The 23417-nt window shown below is 66.3% G+C and carries 20 protein-coding genes; 13 read left to right on the plus strand and 7 right to left on the minus strand.

The features are described 5' to 3' along the window. Window positions 1-17 precede the first annotated feature (17 nt). The 4 genes from mtnA to AC5P6X_RS10100 all read left to right on the plus strand — a co-directional run bounded on the left by mtnA (window position 18) and on the right by AC5P6X_RS10100 (window position 7287). A complete protein-coding gene (gene mtnA / locus AC5P6X_RS10085; RefSeq protein WP_005413901.1) occupies window positions 18-1082 on the plus strand; it encodes an S-methyl-5-thioribose-1-phosphate isomerase in 1065 nt (354 codons plus the stop codon). Window positions 1083-1299: 217 nt separating this feature from the next. Beyond that, window positions 1300-4014 (plus strand): DNA gyrase subunit A, encoded by a 2715-nt coding sequence (gene gyrA / locus AC5P6X_RS10090; RefSeq protein WP_088436572.1) that lies wholly within the window; start codon window positions 1300-1302, stop codon window positions 4012-4014. A gap of 131 nt (window positions 4015-4145) precedes the next feature. Continuing rightward, entirely contained in the window at window positions 4146-6674 is a 2529-nt protein-coding gene (locus tag AC5P6X_RS10095) for a membrane-bound PQQ-dependent dehydrogenase, glucose/quinate/shikimate family (RefSeq protein ID WP_088436573.1), read from the plus strand. 130 nt (window positions 6675-6804) lie between these two features. Further along, the gene (locus AC5P6X_RS10100) at window positions 6805-7287 is read left to right on the plus strand and encodes an REP-associated tyrosine transposase (protein WP_024957222.1); all 483 of its coding nucleotides are present in this window, start codon (window positions 6805-6807) and stop codon (window positions 7285-7287) included. Window positions 7288-7438: 151 nt separating this feature from the next. Here AC5P6X_RS10100 and AC5P6X_RS10105 read toward each other — a convergent pair whose 3' ends face one another. After that, a complete protein-coding gene (locus AC5P6X_RS10105; RefSeq protein WP_108270218.1) occupies window positions 7439-7840 on the minus strand; it encodes a DUF3037 domain-containing protein in 402 nt (133 codons plus the stop codon). After that, window positions 7818-8594: a HipA family kinase gene (locus AC5P6X_RS10110; RefSeq protein WP_108270217.1), complete on the minus strand. Its 777-nt coding sequence runs from the start codon at window positions 8592-8594 to the stop codon at window positions 7818-7820. Before AC5P6X_RS10110 ends, AC5P6X_RS10105 begins: the two co-directional genes overlap by 23 nt. A 239-nt stretch (window positions 8595-8833) precedes the next feature. On the opposite strand from AC5P6X_RS10110, the gene AC5P6X_RS10115 reads away from it, so the two are divergent. From AC5P6X_RS10115 to AC5P6X_RS10125, 3 genes are all read left to right on the plus strand, one after another. Beyond that, window positions 8834-9163: a hypothetical protein gene (locus AC5P6X_RS10115; protein ID WP_005413891.1), complete on the plus strand. Its 330-nt coding sequence runs from the start codon at window positions 8834-8836 to the stop codon at window positions 9161-9163. 167 nt (window positions 9164-9330) lie between these two features. Next, complete coding sequence (locus tag AC5P6X_RS10120) at window positions 9331-11793, plus strand: S9 family peptidase (protein ID WP_049449015.1); 2463 nt, start codon at window positions 9331-9333, stop codon at window positions 11791-11793. A 190-nt stretch (window positions 11794-11983) separates the two neighbouring features. Then, the gene (locus tag AC5P6X_RS10125) at window positions 11984-12304 is read left to right on the plus strand and encodes a hypothetical protein (RefSeq protein ID WP_049449017.1); all 321 of its coding nucleotides are present in this window, start codon (window positions 11984-11986) and stop codon (window positions 12302-12304) included. A gap of 10 nt (window positions 12305-12314) precedes the next feature. Here AC5P6X_RS10125 and AC5P6X_RS10130 read toward each other — a convergent pair whose 3' ends face one another. Beyond that, complete coding sequence (locus tag AC5P6X_RS10130) at window positions 12315-13298, minus strand: hypothetical protein (RefSeq protein WP_049449105.1); 984 nt, start codon at window positions 13296-13298, stop codon at window positions 12315-12317. Window positions 13299-13436: 138 nt separating this feature from the next. Between AC5P6X_RS10130 and AC5P6X_RS10135 the strand changes: the two genes are divergently transcribed. Both AC5P6X_RS10135 and AC5P6X_RS10140 read left to right on the plus strand, forming a co-directional pair. Next, window positions 13437-14402: a DUF2268 domain-containing putative Zn-dependent protease gene (locus AC5P6X_RS10135; protein ID WP_049449019.1), complete on the plus strand. Its 966-nt coding sequence runs from the start codon at window positions 13437-13439 to the stop codon at window positions 14400-14402. A gap of 49 nt (window positions 14403-14451) precedes the next feature. After that, window positions 14452-15243 (plus strand): SGNH/GDSL hydrolase family protein, encoded by a 792-nt coding sequence (locus tag AC5P6X_RS10140; RefSeq protein WP_088436576.1) that lies wholly within the window; start codon window positions 14452-14454, stop codon window positions 15241-15243. Between the two features lie 105 nt (window positions 15244-15348). On the opposite strand, the gene AC5P6X_RS10145 is transcribed toward AC5P6X_RS10140, so the two are convergent. Then, a complete protein-coding gene (locus tag AC5P6X_RS10145) occupies window positions 15349-15894 on the minus strand; it encodes a thioesterase family protein (RefSeq protein ID WP_108270216.1) in 546 nt (181 codons plus the stop codon). A 69-nt stretch (window positions 15895-15963) separates the two neighbouring features. On the opposite strand from AC5P6X_RS10145, the gene AC5P6X_RS10150 reads away from it, so the two are divergent. Beyond that, window positions 15964-16539, plus strand: coding sequence for a TetR/AcrR family transcriptional regulator (locus AC5P6X_RS10150; RefSeq protein ID WP_065183680.1), 576 nt, complete (start codon window positions 15964-15966; stop codon window positions 16537-16539). A 34-nt stretch (window positions 16540-16573) separates the two neighbouring features. On the opposite strand, the gene AC5P6X_RS10155 is transcribed toward AC5P6X_RS10150, so the two are convergent. Next, window positions 16574-16885, minus strand: a complete 312-nt coding sequence (locus tag AC5P6X_RS10155; RefSeq protein WP_249341853.1) for a hypothetical protein — start codon at window positions 16883-16885, stop codon at window positions 16574-16576. Window positions 16886-17199: 314 nt separating this feature from the next. Between AC5P6X_RS10155 and AC5P6X_RS10160 the strand changes: the two genes are divergently transcribed. The 3 genes from AC5P6X_RS10160 to AC5P6X_RS10170 all read left to right on the plus strand — a co-directional run bounded on the left by AC5P6X_RS10160 (window position 17200) and on the right by AC5P6X_RS10170 (window position 19510). Beyond that, window positions 17200-18105 (plus strand): energy transducer TonB, encoded by a 906-nt coding sequence (locus AC5P6X_RS10160; RefSeq protein ID WP_234411853.1) that lies wholly within the window; start codon window positions 17200-17202, stop codon window positions 18103-18105. 285 nt (window positions 18106-18390) lie between these two features. Continuing rightward, window positions 18391-18978: a hypothetical protein gene (locus AC5P6X_RS10165; RefSeq protein ID WP_495215423.1), complete on the plus strand. Its 588-nt coding sequence runs from the start codon at window positions 18391-18393 to the stop codon at window positions 18976-18978. A 13-nt stretch (window positions 18979-18991) separates the two neighbouring features. Next, complete coding sequence (locus tag AC5P6X_RS10170) at window positions 18992-19510, plus strand: hypothetical protein (protein WP_043034615.1); 519 nt, start codon at window positions 18992-18994, stop codon at window positions 19508-19510. A gap of 46 nt (window positions 19511-19556) precedes the next feature. Here the strand turns inward: AC5P6X_RS10170 and AC5P6X_RS10175 are convergent, their stop codons facing one another. Both AC5P6X_RS10175 and AC5P6X_RS10180 read right to left on the minus strand, forming a co-directional pair. Next, complete coding sequence (locus tag AC5P6X_RS10175; protein ID WP_108270215.1) at window positions 19557-21668, minus strand: TonB-dependent receptor family protein; 2112 nt, start codon at window positions 21666-21668, stop codon at window positions 19557-19559. A 193-nt stretch (window positions 21669-21861) separates the two neighbouring features. Then, complete coding sequence (locus AC5P6X_RS10180) at window positions 21862-23298, minus strand: serine hydrolase domain-containing protein (RefSeq protein ID WP_099605161.1); 1437 nt, start codon at window positions 23296-23298, stop codon at window positions 21862-21864. Between the last annotated feature and the right edge of the window lie 119 nt (window positions 23299-23417).

The following is a 23417-nucleotide window of genomic DNA, read 5'->3' on the forward strand; positions in this document are numbered from 1 at the left end:
GGCCCTACAATGGGCCCATGAACACTGCCTCCGACATCGACTACGCCCGTTACGACCATATCCGTCCGATCCTGTGGACCGGCGATGCCCTGCAACTGCTGGACCAGCGCAAGCTGCCGTTCGTGGTCGAGCATGTGGTCTGCCATGACAGCGACGAAGTGGCTGCGGCCATCCACGCGTTGACCGTGCGCGGTGCGCCGGCCATCGGCATCGCCGCCGCCTGGGGCGTGGTGCTGGCCGCACGTGACGTGCAGGCCGCAGACGGTGCGCACGCGCTGCAGCAGCTGGAACCGGCGCTGCAGCGTCTGAACGCTTCGCGTCCGACCGCCGTCAATCTGGCCTGGGCGCTGGCGCGCATGCGCCGTTGCCTGAATGCCGCCGGTGCTGACTGGAAGGCGAAGCTGGAGGCCGAAGCGCAGGCCATCGCGGAGGAAGACCTGGCCGCCAATCGCCACATGGGCGCGCTGGGCGCAGGCCTGATCGAAGCCGGCAGCGGCGTGCTGACCCACTGCAACACCGGCTCACTGGCCACCGCCGGCTTCGGCACCGCGCTGGGCGTGATCCGCGCCGGCATGGCCCAGCACCGCATTGCCCGCGTGTTCGCTGGCGAGACCCGTCCGTGGCTGCAGGGCGCGCGCCTGACCGTGTGGGAGCTGCAGCAGGATGGCATTGACGCCACGCTGATCGCCGATTCGGCCGCCTCGCACCTGATGAAGACCGGTGCTGTGCAGTGGGTGATCGTCGGTGCCGACCGCATCTGCGCCAACGGCGATACCGCCAACAAGATCGGGACCTACCAGCTGGCCATCGCCGCCCGCCATCACGGCGTGAAGTTCATGGTCGTGGCGCCGTCCTCGACGGTGGACATGGAGACCGTGGACGGCAGCCAGATCGAGATCGAGCAGCGCGATCCGGGCGAGCTGTACGGCGTGGGCGGCACCCGCACGGTGGCAGAGGGCATCGCTGCCTGGAACCCGGTATTCGACGTCACCCCGGGTGAGCTGATCGATGCCATCGTGACCGAGCGCGGCGTGATCCTGAACCCGACCCCGGAGAACATGCGCGCCGCCTTCGGCGGCTGACGCGCGGGGAGGGGCCGCGTGACCTCCGCCCCCCGGTGGTGCCGGCCGCGGGCCGGCAACCCCCTAAGTTCCTGATTTGTGCAGGTAAAATACCCGTAAAGGGAGGCGGAAAACGGCCTGTTGTGGTAATATCCGCAGGTTGAATCGAGGTTCCGGCACGACCCCCTCCCGCAGGGGGCTGCGCCGGACTGGACCGCTACCAGACAACGGAACCCGAATGGCAGAAACCGCCAAGGAAATCATCCAGGTCAACCTGGAAGACGAGATGCGCAAGAGCTACCTCGATTACGCCATGAGCGTGATCGTGGGCCGCGCGCTCCCGGATGCGCGCGACGGCCTCAAGCCGGTGCATCGCCGCGTGCTGTTCGCGATGAATGAACTCAACGCGCACAGCAACAAGCCCTACTTCAAGTCGGCGCGTATCGTCGGTGACGTCATCGGTAAGTACCACCCGCATGGCGATCAGTCGGTATACGACACGCTGGTGCGCCTGGCACAGCCGTTCTCGCTGCGTTACATGCTGGTCGATGGCCAGGGTAACTTCGGCTCCATCGATGGCGACTCCGCCGCGGCAATGCGATACACCGAAGCGCGCATGTCGCGTCTGGCGCATGAGCTGATGGCGGACATCGACAAGGAAACCGTCGATTTCCAGCCCAACTACGACGAGAAGGAACTGGAGCCGACGGTCATGCCGACCCGGTTCCCGAACCTGCTGGTCAACGGTTCGGCCGGTATCGCGGTGGGCATGGCGACCAACATCCCGCCGCACAACCTGAGCGAATCGATCAACGCCTGCATCGCGCTGATCGACAACCCGGAAATCGACGTTGACGGCCTGATGGAGTACATCCCGGGCCCGGATTTCCCGACCGCCGGCATCATCAACGGCACCGCCGGCATCGTCGCCGGCTACCGCACCGGCCGTGGCCGCGTGCGCATCCGTGCCAAGGCCGATATCGAAGTGGCCGACAACGGCCGCGAATCGATCATCGTCACTGAAATTCCTTACCAGGTGAACAAGGCGCGTCTGATCGAGAAGATCGCCGAGCTGGTCAAGGAAAAGAAGATCGAAGGCATCAGCGAGCTGCGCGATGAGTCCGACAAGGACGGCATGCGCATCTACATCGAGATCAAGCGCGGTGAATCTGCCGAGGTTGTGCTGAACAACCTGTACCAGCAGACGCAGATGGAATCGGTGTTCGGCATCAACATGGTGGCGCTGGTCGATGGCCGCCCGCAGTTGATGAACCTCAAGCAGATGCTGGAGGCGTTCGTCCGCCACCGTCGCGAAGTGGTCACCCGCCGTACCGTGTTCGAGCTGCGCAAGGCGCGCGCCCGTGCCCACGTGCTGGAAGGCCTGACCGTCGCGCTGGCCAACATCGACGAGATGATCGAACTGATCAAGACCTCGCCGAACCCGAACGAAGCACGCGAGCGCATGCTGGCCCGCGTGTGGGAGCCGGGCCTGGTCGGTGCGATGCTGGGTGCCGCCGGCGCCGAAGCCTCGCGCCCGGAAGACCTGCCCAAGGGCGTGGGCCTGATCGAGGGCGGCTACCAGCTGACCGAGATCCAGGCCACCCAGATCCTGGAAATGCGCCTGCACCGCCTGACCGGGCTGGAGCAGGACCGCCTGACCGATGAGTACAAGCAGCTGCTGGAAGTGATCGCCGGGCTGATCCACATCCTGGAAGATCCCGACCGCCTGCTGCAGGTGATCCGCGAAGAGCTGGTCAGTGTGAAGGCCGAATTCGGCGACGAGCGTCGTACCGAGATCCGCCACAGCGAAGAAGACCTGGACATCCTCGACCTGATCGCGCCGGAAGACGTGGTGGTCACCGTGTCGCATGCCGGTTACGTGAAGCGCCAGCCGGTGAGCGTGTACCGCGCGCAGCGCCGTGGTGGTCGTGGCCGTAGTGCGGCGGCGACCAAGGAAGAGGATTTCATCGAGCAGCTGTGGCTGGTCAACACGCATGACACGCTGCTGACCTTCACCAGTTCGGGCAAGGTGTTCTGGCTGCCGGTCTACCAGCTGCCGGAAGCGGGCTCCAACGCCCGCGGCCGTCCGATCATCAACTGGATCCCGCTGGAACCGGGTGAACGCGTGCAGGCCGTACTGCCGGTGCGCGATTACGCCGATGGCCAGTTCGTGTTCTTCGCCACCAAGAACGGTACGGTCAAGAAGACCCCGCTGGGTGAGTTCGCCTTCCGTCTGGCGCGCGGCAAGATCGCGATCAACCTGGACGAGGGCGACGCGCTGGTCGGCGTCGGCCTGACCGACGGCCAGCGCGACATCCTGCTGTTCGCTTCCAACGGCAAGACCGTGCGCTTCGGCGAGGACAAGGTCCGCTCGATGGGCCGTACCGCCACCGGCGTGCGGGGCATCAAGATGCCGGCCGGCGAGGAAGTGGTCAGCCTGATCGTGGCCGAAAGTGCCGGTGGCATCGAGGACGAGAACGAGGACGACAGCGGTGTCGAGGAAGCCGTCGGCAATGGCGATGCGGTGATCGAAGGCGCCGACGACGCCAGCGTTCAGTACATCCTGACCGCCACCGAGAACGGCTATGGCAAGCGCACCCCGCTGCCGGACTATCCGCGCAAGGGCCGTGGCACCCAGGGCGTGATCGGCATCCAGACCACCGAGCGCAATGGCAAGCTGGTCGCCGCGGTGCTGATGGGCTCCAGCGACGAAGTCCTGCTGATCTCCGATGGTGGCACCCTGGTGCGTACGCGTGGCTCGGAAATCAGCCGCGTCGGCCGCAACACGCAGGGCGTGACCCTGATCCGCCTCTCCAAGGACGAGAAGCTGCAGGCGGTGGAGCGCATGGATGCCTCGATCGACGAGGACGAGGACGAGGTGGCTGCCGCCGCCCCGGCCACGACCGACGGCGCACCGGCTGCTGCCAGCAGCGAGGACGCCGCGCAGGAGTGATCCTGCCGCGAGCCTGAGGTACCCGACGACGCCGGCCCTGTGCCGGCGTCGTCGTATCCGGGTGCCACGCATACGCGCGCGCTTCACGCAGGCGGTGGGATAACGGCGCATGCTGCCCCCGGAGATCGACGATGTCCGCCACGCCGCAGTCCGCTCCTGCTCCCGTCCGCGCCTCCCGGCATCCCCTCGTCACCGTGCTGTCGCTGCTGCTGGTCGTGCTCGGCCTGGTCATCGGTGGCCTCGGTGGGTGGCTGCTCAGCCTGGGTGGCTCGGCGTACTACGCCATCGCCGGGCTCGGCCTGCTGGCCAGCGGAATCCTGTTGTTCGGCAACCGCCGCAGCGGCGCGCTGCTGTATGCGCTGGTGTTCGTCGGCACGCTGCTATGGACCTGGTGGGAATCGGGCAGCGACTACTGGCGCTGGGTACCGCGGCTCGGGCTGGTGACTGCGCTCGGCATCGTGCTGGCGCTGCTGGCGCCGACACTGCGCGAGCCGGTTTCAAAACGCCTGTCGCGCAGCGTGGCGGGCGTGCTGATGCTGGTGTTCGTGGCCGCCTTCGGCCTGGCTTTCGCGCCGCATGGTGAAGTGGATGGGCATCAGCCGTTCCCGGAAGGCGCGGTCAGCGCCGGACTGGAACCTACGCGCGATACCACGGGCCTGCAGCCGGCTGACCAGCCCGCCGAGGGCGACTGGCCGGCGTGGGGCCGCAGCAATGCGGGTACCCGCTATTCGCCACTGCAGCAGATCACCCCGGCCAATGTGGCCACGCTGCAGCCGGCCTGGCAGTTCCGTACCGGCGATATGCCGAAGAAGCGCTGGGGCGCGGAAACCACGCCGCTGAAGATCGGCGATCGGCTGTACCTGTGCACCGCGCGCAACCGCCTGATCGCGCTTGATGCTGGCAGCGGCAAGGAACTGTGGCGGTTCGATCCAAAGGTGAAGGATGCCTCGATTCCCTATACCGCTGCCTGTCGTGGTGTGAGTTATTACGAACAGCCCAGCACGCCGACCCTTGCCGACGCGGCATTGGCCGATGTTGCCGCTGATCTGGCGTTGCCGGAACCGCCTCCCAGCGTCACCCGCAGCGCTGCACCGGGCAGTCGACCGGCGTGCTGGGCGCGCATCATCGAAGGCACGCTGGACGGTCGCATCATCGCGGTGGACGCGGACAGCGGCCGCCCCTGCGCCAACTTCGGCAACAACGGCCAGGTCGACATCACCCTGGGCATGGGCGAGGTGCCACCGGGCTACGTGTCGATCAACTCGCCGCCGGCCATCGTGCGCGGCGTGATCGTGACCGGCCACCAGGTGCTGGACGGGCAGCGCCGCGATGCGCCGTCGGGCGTGATCCAGGCGTACGACGCCATCACCGGCAAGCTGCGCTGGGCGTGGGACATGGACCAGCCCGAGCGCAGCGGTCTGCCGCCGCGCGAGCAGACCTACACGCGGGGCACGCCCAACATGTGGACCACCGCCACCGGTGATGAGGCGCTGGGCCTGGTCTACCTGCCGCTGGGCAATGCCGCGGGCGATTACTGGAGTGGCTCGCGCACGGAGAACCAGAACCGCTATGCGACCTCGCTGGTGGCGATCGACGTGGCCACCGGCAAGCCGGTCTGGCATTTCCAGGCGGTGCGCAAGGATGTGTGGGACTACGACCTGGGTTCGCAGGCCAGCCTGATCGACTACCCGACGGCGGCGGGCAAGGTGCCGGCGATCCTGCTGCCGACCAAGCAAGGTGACATGTACATCCTCGATCGCCGCAACGGCCAGCTCCTGACTGCCGCCGAAGAGCGCAAGGTGCCGGTCGGCGGCGTCGAACCCGAGCAGCGTTCTCCCACCCAGCTGTTTTCGCTGTACCACACGCTGCGCCGCGAACATGACCTGACCGAGCGTGACATGTGGGGCATCACCCCGATTGACCAGCTGGTCTGCCGCATCCAGTTCCGCAAGGCGTACTACGAAGGGTTCTACACGCCGCCGAGCAGCGAGCGACATTCCATCGAGTACCCCGGCTACAACGGCGGCTCGGACTGGGGCAGCGTGTCCATCGATACGCGCCGCGGCGTGATCGTGGCCAACTACAACGACATGCCCAACTACAACCGGCTGGTGCCACGCGCGGAGGCCGACCGGCTGGGCTGGCTGCCGCGCGAGAAGGTCTGGTTCGAGAAGGGCGGTGCCGAAGGCGCGGGCGACCCGCAGGTGGGTACGCCCTACGCCATCCAGGTCAACGCCGGCTGGCGGCTGCCGTTCACTGGCCTGCTGTGCAAGCAGCCGCCCTATGGCGGTATCCGTGCCATCGACCTGCGCACCGGCAAACTGCTGTGGGACCGTCCGTTTGGCAGTGCGCGCGGCAACGGACCGTTCGGCATCCGTTCCGGCCTGCCGATCGAGATCGGCACGCCGAACAACGGCGGTTCGGTAGTGACCGCCAGCGGCCTGATCTTCATCGCCGCCGCCACCGATGACCTGCTGCGCGCCATCGACCTGAAGACCGGCAAGGAGCTTTGGCACGCCAAGCTGCCTGCCGGCGGCCAGGCCAACCCGATGGTGTACGAGCAGGGCGGGCGCCAGTACGTGGTGATCATGGCCGGCGGCCACCATTTCATGGAAACCCCGAACGGCGATTACGTGATGGCGTTTGCGTTGCCCAGATAGGCCGACGGGGTAAAACCGGCCGGGTAGAGCCGACTCCACATCCCCGGACGCTGCATCGAGATGATCCCTGATCCTGACGTTGGCAGTGAACCGATGTCGAGCATCCATCCTGGCGGGCATTCTCGAACTCATGCCCAGCCCTCAACTGCTTGCCGGCCGCCGATCCATAGTCGGCAACGTCTACACCATCACCATGGTGTGCCGGAACCGCCATCGTGTTTTCGATAGCCCTGCCAATGCCGACCTTGCCATGCAGCTCCTCGGATCGATGGATCGGGAAGGCCTGACTGCATCGTTTGCCTGGGTGATCATGCCGGATCACATCCACTGGCTGGCTCAACTACGTGGCCATTCGCTGGGCTACTGCGTGCAGCGCTTCAAGGCGCGCAGCAGCTTTCTAATCAACCGGCGGCGAGGGAGCCAGGGTGCAATCTGGCAGGCGGGTTATCACGATCATGCGATCCGCAGTGACGCGTCGCTGCACAGGCACGCTTGCTACATTCTGGCAAATCCAGTTCGAGCCGGTCTTGCCGCGCAGATCGGTGACCATCCGTACGGATGGTGCCGCTGGCCGTTGAGCGAGCTTGAGTCGGCAGGCGAACGCGCTTGGTGATGGAACCGACCGGGCAGAGTCGGCCGGGCAGAGTCGACCCGGTAGAGTCGACCCGGTAGAGTCGACTGTTAGTCGACTGCCTTAATCAATGCCGCCGAAGAGCCCGCACTGCGTGCGTTAATCGACTAACAGTCGACTCTACCAGTCGCCGCTACGCGTTAGGTGTCGGCACCCGCACCATCTTCGTCATCAAGTGTTCCACCACACCCGCCGGGTCGGCCGTGCGGCCCACATGCGTGCTCGACATCTGCACGATCGAGCTGCGCTTGGCGGTAAGGAAGTGGAAGCGGGCACGCGCGGGCAGTTGCGCGATCGGCCCGGCGCTGGCGTCGCCGCGGCAGATGGCCACGATCGCATCCAGCCATGGTTGCAGCGCCTCCTGGTCCAACGCCGGCGCGAAGGCACGCAGGCGCGCAGGATCGATCTCGATGGCCGCTTCCAGATGGCGCGCGCCAGGGCAGGAGACGATCACCCCGACGTTGATGAACTCCTCGCGTTCCACCCGCGGTACCACGCGGATGACCGCATAGTCATACGTGTGCAGCGTGGGCACGGATGGCCTCCTGCACGAACACCGCACGCACTTTCAGGCGGTGCTTGAGATAATCGATGTAACCCTGGCGGTAGGCTTGGGGGCTGTCGAACGCCGGCTCGTTGACCAGCCAGCTGTCCGGCACCAGGCCGACGATGCGTTCGATCTCGGCATCGGTCAGGCGCGCGGCCAGCTCGGCATCCACCTCGGCGATGCGACTGGCGAACGACAGCAGCACATGGTCGCGGATCAGCACGAACGGCTTTTCGCACGCATCGCCGGCGTTGGCCCAGTCGTGATGGAAGTACATGGCCGCACCGTGATCGATCAGGTACAGCTTTCGATGCCACACCATCAGGTTCGGGTTGCGCGTGGTGCGATCGACATTGCTGGTGAACGCATCGAACCAGACGATGCGCGAGGCGAGGTCTGGATCCACCGGCATTGCCGCCGGATCGTAATTGATCGCGCCGGGCAGATAGTCCAGGCCCAGGTTCAGGCCCTCGCTGGCGCGGATCAGCTCCTGGATTTCCGGGTCGGGCTCGGTGCGGGCGAACTCGCGGTCCAGCTCGACGAACAGGATTTCCGGAATCGGCAGGCCCAGCGTGCGTGCCATCTCGCCGGCGATCAGCTCGGCGGTCAACGCTTTCGGGCCCTGGCCGGCGCCACGGAACTTCAGCACGGCCATGCCGTCGTCGTCGGTCTCGACCACGGCCGGCAGGGAGCCACCTTCCCGCAAGGGCGTGATGTAGCGGAGGGCATGTACGGTGCGCATGCGTGCATTCTAGCGTGGGTGCAGGCGCAACCCTCTGACCGGCGAGGACCGATTTCGGCCTTCACCTGTCCCTTCCGCCTGCGATGGCAGCATCCTGCTACAGGAACCCTTGGGTTCATGGGCGTACTGGCACTCTCGATGCAGAGGCTCCAGGCTGGGTACCTGCTCGGCTGCCAGCGACGCGCACTGCGAAGCGGAAACCTCATCCACGATGTCCTGCAGGCTACGGAGGTGCACCGATGAGCGACGAATTCACTCCCATTCTGCCGACCTTGGACGATGCCAAGGCGGAAGAAATGATCGGCAAGGTCGTACTGGTCGGGGTTACCCGCTATGGCGGCGACGGTCAGGTAAAGGGGCTGGAGCAGTACGCCGGCACGGTGCTGCGCATCAGCGCCGACGAGGGCGTGGTGCTGGCCGACGAGAATGATGGCCACGAGCGCTACCTGCCACCGATGCTGGACCAGTACCAACCGGCCGAGCCCGGCGAGTACCGCATGCGCACCAGCGGCATGATCGTGGTCGACCCCGACTACCTGGCCACCTGGGACCTGCACGCGCAGCAGTAGTGCCAGGCCATGCCTGGCAGGTGCCGGCAGTTCCCCGGCACCTCCCGGAGCCGCACTTTGCCCCATCCGGCCACTAGTCCTTCCGGCCCATTCACGACAACCCCTGCGGTGCTAGATTCGGGTCCATGCCCGATTCCGGGCGCCCATTCACACCCCAGGGGATAAGGATGCTCATCCGTCGAACCTCTCTGGCAGCGGCGGTTGCCGTTGCCACCGTCGGCCTGCTGGCCGCTGGCCCGGCGCTTGCCGATTACGCGAAGCCGCCGGAACAGCTGCTCAAGGTGTTGAAGGCACCGCCGCCGCCGGCGCCGAACGTGGCCCCGGGCGGCCAGCGCCTGCTGCTGACCACCGCGCAAACCTACCCGTCGATCAGCCGCGTCGCCCAGCCGTACCTGAAGCTGGCCGGCGTGCGCCTGGAGCCGAAGAACCGCAGCCGCCATGACACGCCCGGTGGCTACGGCATTCCGGCCTGCGTGGCCGACTTCACCCTGGTCGACATCGGCAGCGGCAAGGAAACCAAGGTCAACCTGCCGCAGGGCTGCGCCACCGGCGCGCTGTGGTCGGCCGATGGCAGCCATTTCGCCTTCCAGAATGCGGTTGATACCAGCGTGCAGCTGTGGGTGGGCGATGCGGCCACCGGGCAGGTGAAGCAGGTGCCGAATGTGCAGCTGAACCCGATCTTCGGCTACACCGTGCAGTGGCTGGGCGGCAGCCAGAACCTGCTGGTGAAACTCGTACCGGCCAACCAGGGCCCGGCACCTTCCAACGGCGGCGTACCGACCGGCCCGGATGCACAGGAGTCGCTGGGCAGCAGTGGCGAGAGCAGCACCTACGAGGCCCGCGACACGCTGACCAGCGTGCATGACGAGAAGCTGTTCGCTTATTACGGTGCCTCGCAGCTGGCCGTGGTCGATACCGCCGCCAACAGCGTGCGTCCGGTCGGGCAGCCGGCGCTGTTCAACGAAGTCAGCGCCGCACCCGATGGCGTGCACGTGCTGACCGAATCGATCAAGGCGCCGTACTCGCATGCGGTGACCTACCAGCGCTTCGCCAACGACGTGGCCGTGCTGGACATCGCCAGCGGCAAATCCACGCCGATTGCCAGCCTGCCGCTGGCCGATCGCGTACCGGTGCATGGCGTGCCGGAAGGCCCGCGTGGCTTCGACTGGCGTGCCACCGATCCAGCCACCCTGGTCTATGCCGAGGCACTGGACAAGGGCGACTGGAAGGTCAACGTGCCGCACCGCGACCGCGTGCTGATGCTGAAGGCCCCGTTCAACGGCAAGCCGACCGAAATCACCCGTACCGCGCAGCGATTTGAGGGCTTCGCGTGGACCGCCGATCCGGCCTTGGCGTTCCAGTACGAGAACGACGAGAACCGCCACTGGATGCAGACCCGCATCGTCGATGTGGACCAGCCGAAGAAGGAAGGCCGCCTGCTGTGGGACATGTCCAGCGACGAGCTGTATGGCAACCCCGGCAACCTGGTCTTTACCCGCCTGCCGAATGGCGCGCAGGTGGTGCGCCGTGAGGGCAACCATGTGTTCCTCAGCGGCCGTGGCGCGTCGCCGCAAGGCGACCGTCCGTTCCTGGACCGCCTGGACCTGGGCACCCTGAAGAGCGAGCGTCTGTTCCGCAGCAGTGCCGACGCCTACGAACAGTTCCTCGGTTTCAGCAGCACGCCGGGGCGCTACCTGACCTGGCACCAGTCGGTGATCGATCCCCCGAACGCCTTCATCCGGCAGCAGGGTGAGGCAGTGGCTGATGCGAAGACCGGCGAGGCGCAGTTCGCGTCCACCGCGACCGCGCTGACCAAGCTGGTCGACCCGACCCCGGAAGTGCGCCAGATCAAGAAGCAGCTGGTGACCTACAAGCGTGCCGACGGCGTGGACCTGTCGTTCACCCTGTACACGCCGCCGGGCTACAAGGAAGGCCAGCGCGTACCGGCGATCCTGTATGCGTACCCGGCCGACTTCGCCAATGCCGCGCAGGCCGGCCAGGTGTCCGGTTCGCAGCAGACCTTCACCCGTCTGCAGCCGTACCGCCTGATGCTGCTGGCCGGCTACGCGATCATCGACAACGCCTCGTTCCCGATCGTGGGTGACCCGAAGAGCGCCTACGACACCTACCTGGAGCAGCTGGAAGCCGACGCCAAGGCGGCGGTGGACAAGGCCGTGGACATGGGCGTGGTCGACCGCAACCGCATCGGCGTGACCGGTCATAGCCACGGCGGCCTGATGACCGCCAACCTGATCGCGCACACCAAGCTGTTCAAGGCCGGCGTGGCGACCAGCGGTTCGTACAACAAGACTTTCACCCCGTTCGGCTTCCAGAACGAGCGTCGCTCGGTGTGGCAGGCGCAGGACGTGTACCTGAAGGCCTCGCCGTTCTTCTATGCCGACAAGATCAAGCTGCCGCTGCTGCTGGTCCACGGCGAGGACGACGCCAACCCGGGCACCGAGCCGTTCCAGTCTCGCAAGCTGTACCAGGCGATCCGCGGCAACGGTGGTACCACCCGCCTGGTGATGCTGCCGAACGAGCCGCACTGGTACACCGCGCTGGAATCGAACGAGCAGCTGGTGGCGGAAATGCTGAACTGGTTCGACACCTACGTGAAGAACGCCAAGTGAAAGAACAGGAAGGCCACCTCCGGGTGGCCTTCCTGCATCCTGCTGTAGCGCCGAGCCCACGCTCGGCTGTAACCAGCCGCACGTGCTCTGCAATCAACTGTGGAGACTCGGTAACGACGTGTTACCGGCACATTCGCGTGCCACGCAGATGGGCTAGGCTGACCCTGTGAGTTCGTCCCGGGTCGGTGCAATGAAAGCCATCCTTCTTGCTGCAACGTTGTCGTTGGTCCTGGTTTCAAACGCCCATGCCCAGTCGCTGCCCACCGAGCTGGCGCAGCTGGGGATCATCGCCGGCATGCCCTACGCCAAGGCCAAGCGCCTGCTGGATGCTGCGGGATGGCAGGTGAAGCCGGCGCAGGGCGCGCCGGAATCGCTGGAGGGCTTTCCGGAAGTGGGGTGCCAGAAGGGCGGGAAGCAGTGCGCGACGACCTTCGAGAAGGGTGAACAGCAGATTGCGGTGCGGCTGGGCACTACCCTGGCAGGGCAGCCGTTCGTGCAGAGCGCTGATTGAGCACCCGAGCTCACGCCAGCGGCAGGCGGTCCTGCGCATGCGCCAACCGGTCGTGCAGTTCGCGCACGTGCTCGGCCTTGGCATGGATGCGCGTGGTATCACCGAAACTGCGCAGGTAGGCGCACGCGGCGAAGCCGGCACTCTTCTTTTCGTACTCGGCAATCCAGGCCAGGCGATCCGGGTTGTTGGCCTGCTCGGCTGACCACGCGGCCACCGGCGGACGGATGCGGTACCTCAGGCCAACGCGCCACGGCTTTGGTGTCAGGCGCGCACGGAAGCAGTGCTGCAGCCGGCACATGCGCGCGTACAGGGTGTCGGCGCCCAGCGTTCTGAAGAACGCCTGCAGCTGCTCGTCTTCGGGCAGGAACGTGGCATGCATGGCCAGCACGCGCAATCCAGCCGGCGTGCGGTACGTACGCAGATGCCAGTCCGGATGCTGTTCGCTGAAGGCCGAGACCCGCTGCAGGGCTACGCCTTCGGCGCCACCGGCCGCGGCCAGGCGCCGCTTGCGCTGCATCAGCATCGCCGTGTTGACCAGCAGCACCGCTGCCACCCCCAGCACCAGTCCCACCAGCCAGTGCCAGAGCAGAGTGCCGATGACGGCGCCAGCGAACAGCAGCACTGCGGCGATGATTGCAGGCATCACGCAACCGGCAGGTGGCTGCGCATGATCGATGTCGGCGAACAGCACGTCCGGGGTGTTCAGGCACAGCGCACCGTAGCTGTTGCGTGTAATGATGACGTCGCCGTCGCGCTGCACGATCTGCTCGCGGATCGGCACGCCCTCCACGCCGTAGTTGCTGCGCACTTCGCGTCGCGGAAGCGCCTGCCCGGCGAGGATGGCATTGAGGGCTTCGTTGGCGCGGCGGTCGGCGTGCACCTGCGCCTCGGCAGGGCCTTCGTCGGACCAGCCGAAGCGGCGCACGACCACCGGCCGGCCACGGAAACGGGCCTGCAGGCGGGCTTCGGCCCAGTACGCGGGAACGATCATCATCGTGCGGTGCTCCATCTTCCATGGCAGGTGCCGAAGCGAGTCTGGCACAGCGCCGGTGCGCCCGCATCCGCCTGCTGCAGTGGGCCGGGCGGAGTGATAGATTGCGCGCTTCGCATGCACTCCACCAAGGACGGAGCGATGTTCATGATCCTGCGCGGCCTGTTGGCCCTGGCCTGTGCCGGGGCGGTAGGCGTGGCCACCGCAGCGGTACCGGCAGGGCCGCAGATCCTCACCGAGGATGTCAGCCGTTTCTATGCACTTTATGACAGCGCCGGCGGTAAACCCAGCGTTGCGCAGCTGCGTGGATACCTGGCCGAGGGGTCGGCCGGCCTGGCCGAACTGGCCAAGTCGCGCCGGGTCACTCCCGAACGCATTGCCGAGTCCATCGCCAGCCAGCCCGAGCTGTATGCACAGGGACGAAACTGCCTGGCCGAACTGCCCGCGGTGAAGCAACGCCTGACGCAGGTGTTTTCCAACCTGCAGGCGATCTACCCGCAGACCCGGTTCCCACCGGTGACCATCGCGGTGGGCCGCGGCCGGCCGGTCGGGCTGACCTCGAAAAGCGGCGTGATCGTTGGTCTGGAAGCGCTGTGCGCGGCCGACTTCATGAATTCCAATGTGCAGGATCGCTTCGTGCATGTGATCGCACACGAATACGTGCACATCCAGCAGACCGGCCTGATCGACTTCGAGCCGGGTGACCCGCGCGCGACAGTGCTGCGTGTTTCGCTGGGCGAGGGCATCGCCGAATTCATCACCGAGCTGATTTCCGGCAACGTCGGCAATGGGCGTCACGCGGCCTGGACCCGTGGCCGGGAAGTGCATATCGAAAGCGCGTTCGCGCTGGATCTGGACAGCACCGATCTGTCGCCGTGGCTGTACAACTACAAGCCTGGCTCGCAGGAACCCTACGACCTGGGGTACTGGGTGGGTTACCGCATCGCCAAGGCCTATTACCTGCAGGCCAAGGACAAGCGTGATGCGGTGCGTGCGCTGATCCAGCAGGACAACCCGAAAACGATCCTGGCCGCCAGCGGCTGGACGCCGGGCATGTGGATGCCGGCGAAGGTGACCGGTGTGGCGGCGCGTACGGCTGCACGCTGAGCACAGGGCAGGGCGTTAGACTGCGCAAGATGATTTCAGGAGTACCCGCATGCGTGGACCTGTTGAGCTTGCCGCTGCAACCGTCGTGACGTTGGGCCTCGCGTTGGCTTCTCCGCTGGGTGCCGCCGAAGCCGTCGCAGTCAATCCGCTGCTGCAGACGCCCATCGACCAGTTGCGCCCCGACGAGGTTCGTTTCATGCAGCAGCGCCTGGCCGATTTTCCGGAGCTGCAGCGCTATCGTGATGCCAACGCGCAACTGCCTGCGGCAGTGCCGGGCCAGCCGCGCGTGGTGTTCTTCGGCGACTCGATCACCGAAGGCTGGGGTGCGGAAGGCAGCGCTGGATTCTTCCCCGGCAAGGGCTGGCTCAACCGTGGCATCAGTGGCCAGACCACGGCGCAGATGCTGGTGCGCTTCCCGCAGGACGTGCTGGCACTGAAGCCACAGGTGGTGGTGATCCTGGCCGGCACCAACGACATTGCCGGCAACACCGGCCCGTCCACGCAGGCGATGATCGAGGACAACCTGCACGCGATGGTGGACCTGGCGCGTGCACATGGCATCGCCGTGGTGCTGGCATCGGTGCTGCCGGTCAGCGATTACCCGTGGCTGCCGGGCACGGCACCTGCGCCCAAGGTGCGCGCATTGAACGCGGCATTGAAGCGCTATGCCGATGCACAGCAGCTGGTCTATCTGGACTACTACACGCCGATGGCCAATGCCGCCGGAGGGCTCGATCCGCAGCTGGCCGAGGATGGCGTGCATCCCACGGCGAAGGGCTATGCGGTGATGGCGCCGTTGGCCGAGGCAGCGGTCAAACGCGCGCTGGAGCATGGAAACTGATCACCAGCGGATCGGCTATGCCGATCGGGTGCGACATCCAACTGCAGCGCGGGCCGCCAGCGTCGCGGGGGAAATCACCCCATGCAGATAGCCGCCATCTGAAGCTCAGGCGTCGTCCTGCTTCAACGCCGCGTCGGCCGCCAGCAGCGCCTCGGCGGCTGCACTGAGCGGCGGCGAGGGCGGGGCAACCACGCCGATCGCTTCCATCATCTTAGGCATGCCCAGGAACTGGCGCGCGCGACGGTCGTAGATGCCGGTGACCAGCAGCGCACGGGTGGCGATCTTCTGCTCGGGCTCGATCAGCACGCGCTGCTCCATGATGCCGCGCGAGCCGACCCAGCCGACCAGGCGCGTTTCCAAGGTGAAGCGCTGGAACGGCTTCAGTTCGCGGCGGAACTGGATGGTGCCGGCGCCGACGATCGGCGCCCACTTCTCGCGCAGCGCCACCCGGCCCAGGCCCATGCGCAGGATCAGGTCCAGCCGGCCCAGATCGAAGATGTTCCAGTAGCGGCCGTTGGTCATGTGCAGGTTGCTGTCCAGGTCGTTGGGCAGTACCCGGAACTGCAGCCGCGAGACCCCGAACGGCGCCTCCAGCTTCGGCCGGAACAGGCTGCACAGCAGCAGGTGGAGCAGGCGGAACCAGAGATTCATGGTTATGACGACTGTTATAGAATCGCCGGTACGCTAATGTATGGCGACTGTCCTGGCAAGGAGCCTGCCGTGAGCCCGCGCCCCTCTGATGCGCCACAACGCGTGATTGATGCTGCGGCACAGATGCTGGCGCGCGTGGGTCTCAATGCCACCAGCATCCGTGAGGTGACCAAGCTGGCCGAGGCGCCGCTGGGTTCCACCTATCACCACTTTCCCGGCGGCAAGCAGGAGCTGCTGGCGCGCGCCACCCACATGGCTGGCGACAAGGTGGAGGCGCTTCTCGTTGAGTTGTTGAAGGGCGGGGCCGTGCAGGGCCTGCAGCAGTTCCTGGCGATGTGGCGCGAGCGCCTGCTGCGGTCCGGTTTCCGCGCGGGTTGTCCGGTGCTGGCCGCTGCCGTCGAAGAGCCGGTCGAGGCGGTTACCAGCCAACCGCGCGTGGCCGCCGCAGAGGTGTTCGTGCGCTGGCAGGGGCATCTGGCCGCAGCCTTCATTGCCGACGGCCACGAACCTGCGGCGGCGGATGGACTGGCCAGCCTGGTGATCGCCAGCGTGGAAGGCGCCGTGGCGATGTGCCGCGCACTGCAGGACATCGCCCCGTTCGACCAGGTGGCCGCGCAGTTGCTGAAGGCCGCCGCGCCTCCTTGATCCGGCTATACGTGTGCGGAAGACGCTCAGCAGGTCATCGGAAGATCATCAGGTAGCCCCAGCCGAGCACGATGGGCAGGAAGGCAGCGATGGCCGACGCGCCACCCCAACGCAGGTAGCTGCGGGAGGCGGGGGATCCCTGCCGCTTGAGGGCCCAGGCATGCGTCGGGAGCACCAGCAACGCCTGCACCGCAAAGGTGGCCACGGCGGCAAGCCATGCCACCAGGACGCCGAGGCAGCCATCGCTGAAGCAGCGGCTACCAAACCACGAACCCCAACCGGCGAGGCCAATCATTGGAACGAACATCACGAGCGCGGTGGCGCGGGTGAACTGGGAGGCGTGCATGCCGTGGCGCATAGCTCTTCTGGTGGAAAATCATAATCCAGCCGCCGGCGCGCGGGTACAAGGCCGGCGCCAGTGCGGCCTGTGGGTGATGGACCCACGGCCCCATCGCGCTAGAATCCGTCCACCACCGCCTACGCGTGCCCGGCAAGGATGTCCGCATGCAGTATCAGGTTTCTGAGGTCCCTGGCCGCAATGCCACGCGCCCGCTGGCGGCGGCATGAAGAACTCGCGCCATTTTTCCATCAGTGCATTGAAGTTGCCCAGAAGCCGCGGCAGTGAAGTCGTGCGTGCGGCTGGCCGCGCACGCGGTGGCCATGATCGTCGCGTTGACCGGCGCCACCGTTTCCTCTGTGCTTCCCTTTTCCAGGATCTTCATGCGACAGCGCATTGCACGGAAACGCGTCCTGGCCACAACGGTCGTTCTATCGATGGTTGCGGTCGTAGCGCTGCTGGCCAGCGTGCGCCCGCAGTGGCGGCGGGAAGTCGGCCCGCCGCCGATCAATCTGGGAACGGCACGGATGCAGGCCGAAGTGATGGCAGAGCTCATCGACCTGCGACCGACACCGCCAGGAAAGCCGCCGGTTCCACCGACTCCAATGAAGGGAGTCTCCTCCCCGATGCTGGCCGGTAACAGTGGGTTCGTGACCGCAGCGGTGCGGTTGGAAGACGTCGCGCCAGCACACTTCGAGCCGCGCGGCTGGGAGCCCGACATTCCATTCGCTGTGATGGAATGGACTGCGCCTTCCTGCGGTGAAGGATATCCCGCCCCGGTCTGCCAGGTTCGTCACAGCGTCGTCGAGTGGCGCGATGATGACAGTGCGGCGTCCTTTCAACTGCAGCAGCATCTGGAGTCGATGCTGCAGGTTGCGAACCGCCGGGCTTCACGGGTACCCGGTCTCGCGTTCGAGCTTGCACACGTGCGGGCGCAACGGATGACGTGGGACGAGCTTCAGCAACGGCGCGCGCGCGGTATCGAGGGATGCACGGGTGGCCCGGGCAATCCGGATCTGGGCGTTGTCTATCTGCAGCGTCCTGTGTTCAGCCTGGACGGGAACTGGGCAATGGCATCGGTCGCCTCGGATCTGTGCAGTGGAGGAACGGCGATGCGTGTCCTCTACCTTCTGCATCGCAGGAAGGGCGGCTGGGAGCGTGTTCGAGTGGAGCCTGTCCGCTATACGAGCTTTGGACAGGGCCTGTGGCCCGCGTTGCCGGAGTCGTGATGACAGATACCTCGTTCAAGCCAAACCGTGACTGCCAACAACGGATCGCCTGGCGACGCATTGCATCGCTGGCGGCGGCGCTGTCGGCCTTGGCTCTCATGGCCGGAATCTGCAGCCTGCGCCCGAGGTGGCAGCAGGCGATCGGTCGGCTACCGGTCAACCTGGGAACGGCGCAGATGCAGGCGGAGGCGATGGCGCTGGCGATCCGGCAGAGCCCCCCCATTCCCCCCTCCACCCCCGCCAGTGCCGCAGCCAGCGCCAGTTCTGCCATCGTCGCTGAGCAAGGTGCCCACCGCACCGCAGACGCCGTCCACGCGCGTCGATCGATGGCGCCTGCAGGAGCAGCCGCAGTTGACCGACCCGGTGGGGGAGGGTATCTACGTGATGGAGCAGACCTTGCCCTATTGCTGGGCGGGCAGCAGTGCCTCGACCTGCCAGGAGGTGGACGATCTGGTCCTGCCGCTGGACGACCGGTGGCCGCCGGACATCCATGCGCTGCGGTTGCAGCTGCAGGCGGACCTGGTTCCCGTCAATCGCCGGTCCACGCCAGTACCTGCGGGCGCATTGGCCGGTGCGCAGCGGATGGACGGCGCGGGGCTTCGAGCGCTGCGGGAGCAGGGGTGCAGGGCAACGGTGCATGGGCCGACTCGGACATACGACCACGTCGCCTATCTGACCCGGCCTGTTTTCAGCGTCGATGGGCAGTGGGCTATGATTGCGGTCGCCTGGGATTCGTGTTCCGACGATTTCGTCTACCGGGAGCTTGTCGTGCTGCATCGGGAACAAGGACGCTGGATGGCCGACCCCCCGGAACGGGGTCTGGGCGGCGTATGGGACGGCCGCATACTGCGGCCCTGGACGTACAACCACTGACGAGGAAGAGCGCATGGATGTCGCTGCACGCAGGAACAGGACGTTGTTTCGTTGGATCATGGTGACGCTGCTGGCAGTATTGATGCCGTTTGCGGCACTGGCGCAGCCCGCAGCCGGGGAGGCCGATGGCGCCGAAGCCGCCACTGCCGCGGAAGAGGCGCGATGCCGCGCCTGCACCTACGAGCGTATCGGGCACAAGGTCGATATCGGGCTGGTTGCACTGGTGTCGCTGCTGGTGGTGGGCCTGCTGGTAGCGGCGTCCCGCGAGTGGGGCACCACCTCGCAGCGCTGGACCTGCCGCACGCTGGCTCTGTTGCTGGTGGGTGTCGGTGTGGCATTGCTGTGGTGGGCTGGCAGCGTCGTCTACCTGGGCTACAACCCGTGGCAGGAAATGGCCGCCCCTGTCGATGGTTCGCTTACCTCGACACTGCTCAACACCTCACCGAAGTGGCTGGCGGCGCTGGCGTTGATTGGTTTCGCACCTTCCATCTGGAAGCGCAGCGAGCGCCTGCCGGCCTGGCGTATCGGCTGATCCTGGAACGACGGCGCCGGATCACACCCGGCGCCGCCTGCGGTCATCAGTCAAACCGCAAACGCACACCAGCGTAGACGCCACGGCCTTCGCCCGGCGTCGAGCGGGCAATATCCCTGCCTGCGTCGTCGTAGCCCGGCGTGACCGTGGCGGCGTAGTGGCGGTTGCCGAGGTTGCGCATCTCCGCCCAGGCCTGCCAGCGGCCACCGGGTGCGTCGTAGCCGATGCGGCTGCCGAAGATCACATGGCTGTCAGCCCAGTAGCTGTTGGCGTAGTCCACGGCGATGCGCGAGGCGTATTCGGTATTGAGCGCGGCGTACAGGCCGGATGCATGATCGAAGCGCAGCTCGGCCTGGTAGGCGTGGCGCGGCAGGCCGGGCAGGCGGTTGCTGCCGAAACGCGCGTCGTGGCGATAGCGGAAATCGCTGAAGGTATACGCCTGGCGCAGCGACAGGCGGCCCGGTGCAGCCTGCCACAGCGTGCTGTCCAATCCGGCCTCGATGCCGCGGTGAACGGTGGGGCTGGCGTTGTTCTCGGCGATGAACAGGTTCGGCACCGGTTGCAGTTCGACGCTCAGCAGTTCGTGGTTCACGTGAGCGTAGTAGCCGGTCAGTTCCCAGCGGCCCAGCGCCGCGTCACCGCGCGCGCCCAGTTCCAGCGTGGTGGCGGTCTGGTTCTGCATCGGCACCGGCGCGCGCTGGCGGCCGCTGGACGGGCCATTGCCTGGCCCGAAGTACTGGTTCGAGCCCCAGATCATCGACCAGGGGTGCGGCGCCTCCACCGAGCGGCTGAGGTTGCCGAACCACTGGGTCTGGGCGCTGTGCTGCCAGGTGAAGCCCAGTCGCGGCGCATAGTCCCAGTCGTGGTCGCGCAGGCGGCCGCCGCTGCTCGGCCAGGTCACCTGCACATCGCGACGGGTGTTGATCAGTGCCAGCCCGGTCTGCATGCGCAGGCGGTCATTGAAGGTGAGGGTATTGCTGACGTGCAGCGTGCTGTCGGTGCCGTGGTGGCGGAAGTCACGCGTGCGCGTACCGGCGGCATAGCCGTTGCTGGCAAAGCGCAGCGACTCGCGCACATCGGCGTCCAGATCGTGGGTGACGCGCAGGCCGACCGTGGTTTCGCTGTCCAGGCCGAACAGCCGGTGGCGGCGGCGGTAGTCCAGCGTGGCGTTGAGGTTGGCGTAGTCCAGCTGCTGCCGGTACAGGCTCTCGTTCAAGTCCATCGGGTACTTGTGATAGACCAGTCCGGCCTGCAACGAGGAGTCCTCATCGATCTGCAGCGTGGTGACGTTGCCCACCCAGGTGCTGCCCGGCTGCGGGCGACGTGCATCGATGGCCAGGTTGGCCGCATTCGCGGCACGCGGATCGTTGCGGATCTGATCGCGGGTCAGGCGGCCGGGCGTTTCATGATTGGTTTCGCGATAGCGCACAAAGAAGCGCGTCTGCAGGTCGGGCGTGATCTGCCATCCCACATTCGCCATCGCACCCTTGCCGTCGCCGCGCGTATGACGCTGGTAACCGTCGAATTCGGTATCGGTGTAGGCCAGGAAGTAGTCGACATCACCACTGACGCCGCCCCAGCTGATGCCGCGCTTCTGGTAGCCACGGCTGCCGGCTTCGTAGTGCAGCTGCACGCCCGCCGAATCACGACCGCTGCGGCTGACGTAGTCGATGGCACCACCCAGCGCCAACGCACCGCGCTCGAAGCCGTTGGCGCCGCGCAGGACTTCCACGCGCGACAGCCACAGCGGTTCCAGCAGCTCGTAGGGCGTGCCCCCCGGGCCGGTCAGTGGCAGGCCGTCGATCGACACCGCAATACCCGAGGCGTGCGCGCCCGGGCCCCGGTTGATGCCCGAGCCACGGATCGAGATCTTGGTGCCCTCATTACCCGGCGACTGCGCGCTGATACCCGGCTGGTAGGCCAGCACATCGGCGCTGGTGGACAGTCGGCTGTCGGCCTTGGCCATGTCGATCAGGTTGCTGGCGCCGGGCACGCGCTTCAGCGCCTCGCGCGCCTGCGCGCTGGCATCGGCGGCAGCGGTGACCTGCACGGCATCCAGCGTGGTGGCCTGTGGGGCCGCAGCGGCGGTGGAAGAGAGGCCGAGGGAAACGGCCAGGAACAGCAGCGAGGGGGTGGGGCGGTACGACGAGAGCGACATGCGGGAATGCTGTAAACTACCAAAGTGGCGCGCAAGTTAACAGGTCGGCGGCGTCACGTCACCCGTCGCTCGCGTATGGCCGCCCGCAACATCCATGTAGAGCCGAGTCCATGCTCGGCTATCGCGCGCAGCGCGGGTCTCCTGAGATCGCAACGAAGAGCAGCCGAGCATGGGCTCGGCTCTGCAGCAGGGTTTAGGGCGAGGGCTTCGCCAGCGCCTTGGCCTTCGCGTACAGCGCCTTGGCAATCTCTGCATCGCCCAATGCCGCATGGCACTCGGCCAGGCTGTCCCACGCGTTGGCCGAATCCGGATACAACTCGGCGTTGAGCGCGAACACCTTCAGTGCCTTGCTGGCACCCAGACTCTCGCGGATGGCGTAGCCATCGGCATTGATCGCACGTTCCAGTTCGCCGGTGGGAACGCCATTGCTGTCGCGCAGCCAGCTACGCATCTGCGGTTTCGCATCGGTGCTGTCATCCAGCGCATAGCCGATCAGCCGCTCGGACAGCACAGCGTGCGGAAACTCCCCGGGCGCAACCACCGCCATCGTGCTTTCCACCAACGTGCTCGACCACACATTGCGCGCACTGCCGTTGGTCAGATACACGAACACCCAGTAGCCGCTGGCCAGCGTGCCCTTGTAGGCCAGCCGGGCACGTACGCGGGTGCCGCCGTCATGGCCGACCTGGGTGTAGTCGTCGCTTCGGGTGGTGTCCCAACCGGTGGAGAAGAAATTGCTGCCGCCACCGCTCAGTTTCTGCGGCTGCCAGAGCTTTTCCAGGGTCGCCGTGCGCACCAGCTTTCCGCTCGCCAGCGCCTGCAGGAAACGGTTCATGTCGCCCACGGTGGTCTGCAGATCGGCATGGCCCCAGCCGTAGTCCGACCAGGCATCTTCATTGGCCGGCTGCAGCTGGCCGTCCTTGCCGGTGTAAGGCACCGCCGCGCGCTTGGCTGGCACGCTGGCAACGCCCCACGAGGTGCTGGTCATCTTCAGCGGTTGCAGGATGCGTTCGCGAGCGATGGCCGGGTAGGGCTTGCGGTAGTGCGCTTGCAGCAACGCCGTCAGCACCAGGTAGTTGGCCTGGGTGTACTGCACGCGGCTGCCGGTGGCGAACTGCATCGGTGTCGCGCCGGCTACCTTCAGTGCAGCGCCAAGGTCAGGGGCTACACCGGGGTAGCCCTTGCTGACCCAACGGTTGTCGACACGATCGTAGTACTCGCCGATACCCGAGCTGTGGTTGAGGAAATCGCGCACGTGGATTGCCTGCCATGCTGCAGGCAGGTCCGGCACATAGCGGCTGGCCGGTGCATCCAGATCCACCTTGCCCTGGTCGACCAACTGCATCACCAGCGTGCTGGTCAGCAGCTTGGCCATCGACTGCGCGGCGAAGATGGTCTCGACGGTGGCGGGCGCATGGGTAGCGGGATCACGTTCACCGCTGGCGCCCTGGTACAGCACCTGACCGTTGTGGGCGACCAGTACCGCCTGGCCGGCGATGCCGTAGCGTTCGCGGTTGGTCTGCAGTTGGGTGCTGAGCTGCTTGGAAAGATCGCCGGCAGTTTCAAGCGCCGAAACGGGTGGGATCGCAAACAGCGTGCAGAGCAATGCAACGGCCAGGGTGCGGTACATCGCGGTGATCCATCAGCGGTGATGGCGCATGTTGGTCACGTCGGAAGAGCGGGTCAAGGGCACCGATTCCCGCATCAGGGAGAGCCGGCCAGCGGCCGGCACTACCACACGTTTCCGGT

This window comes from Stenotrophomonas sp. YJH_SMC_40, from assembly GCF_059368615.1.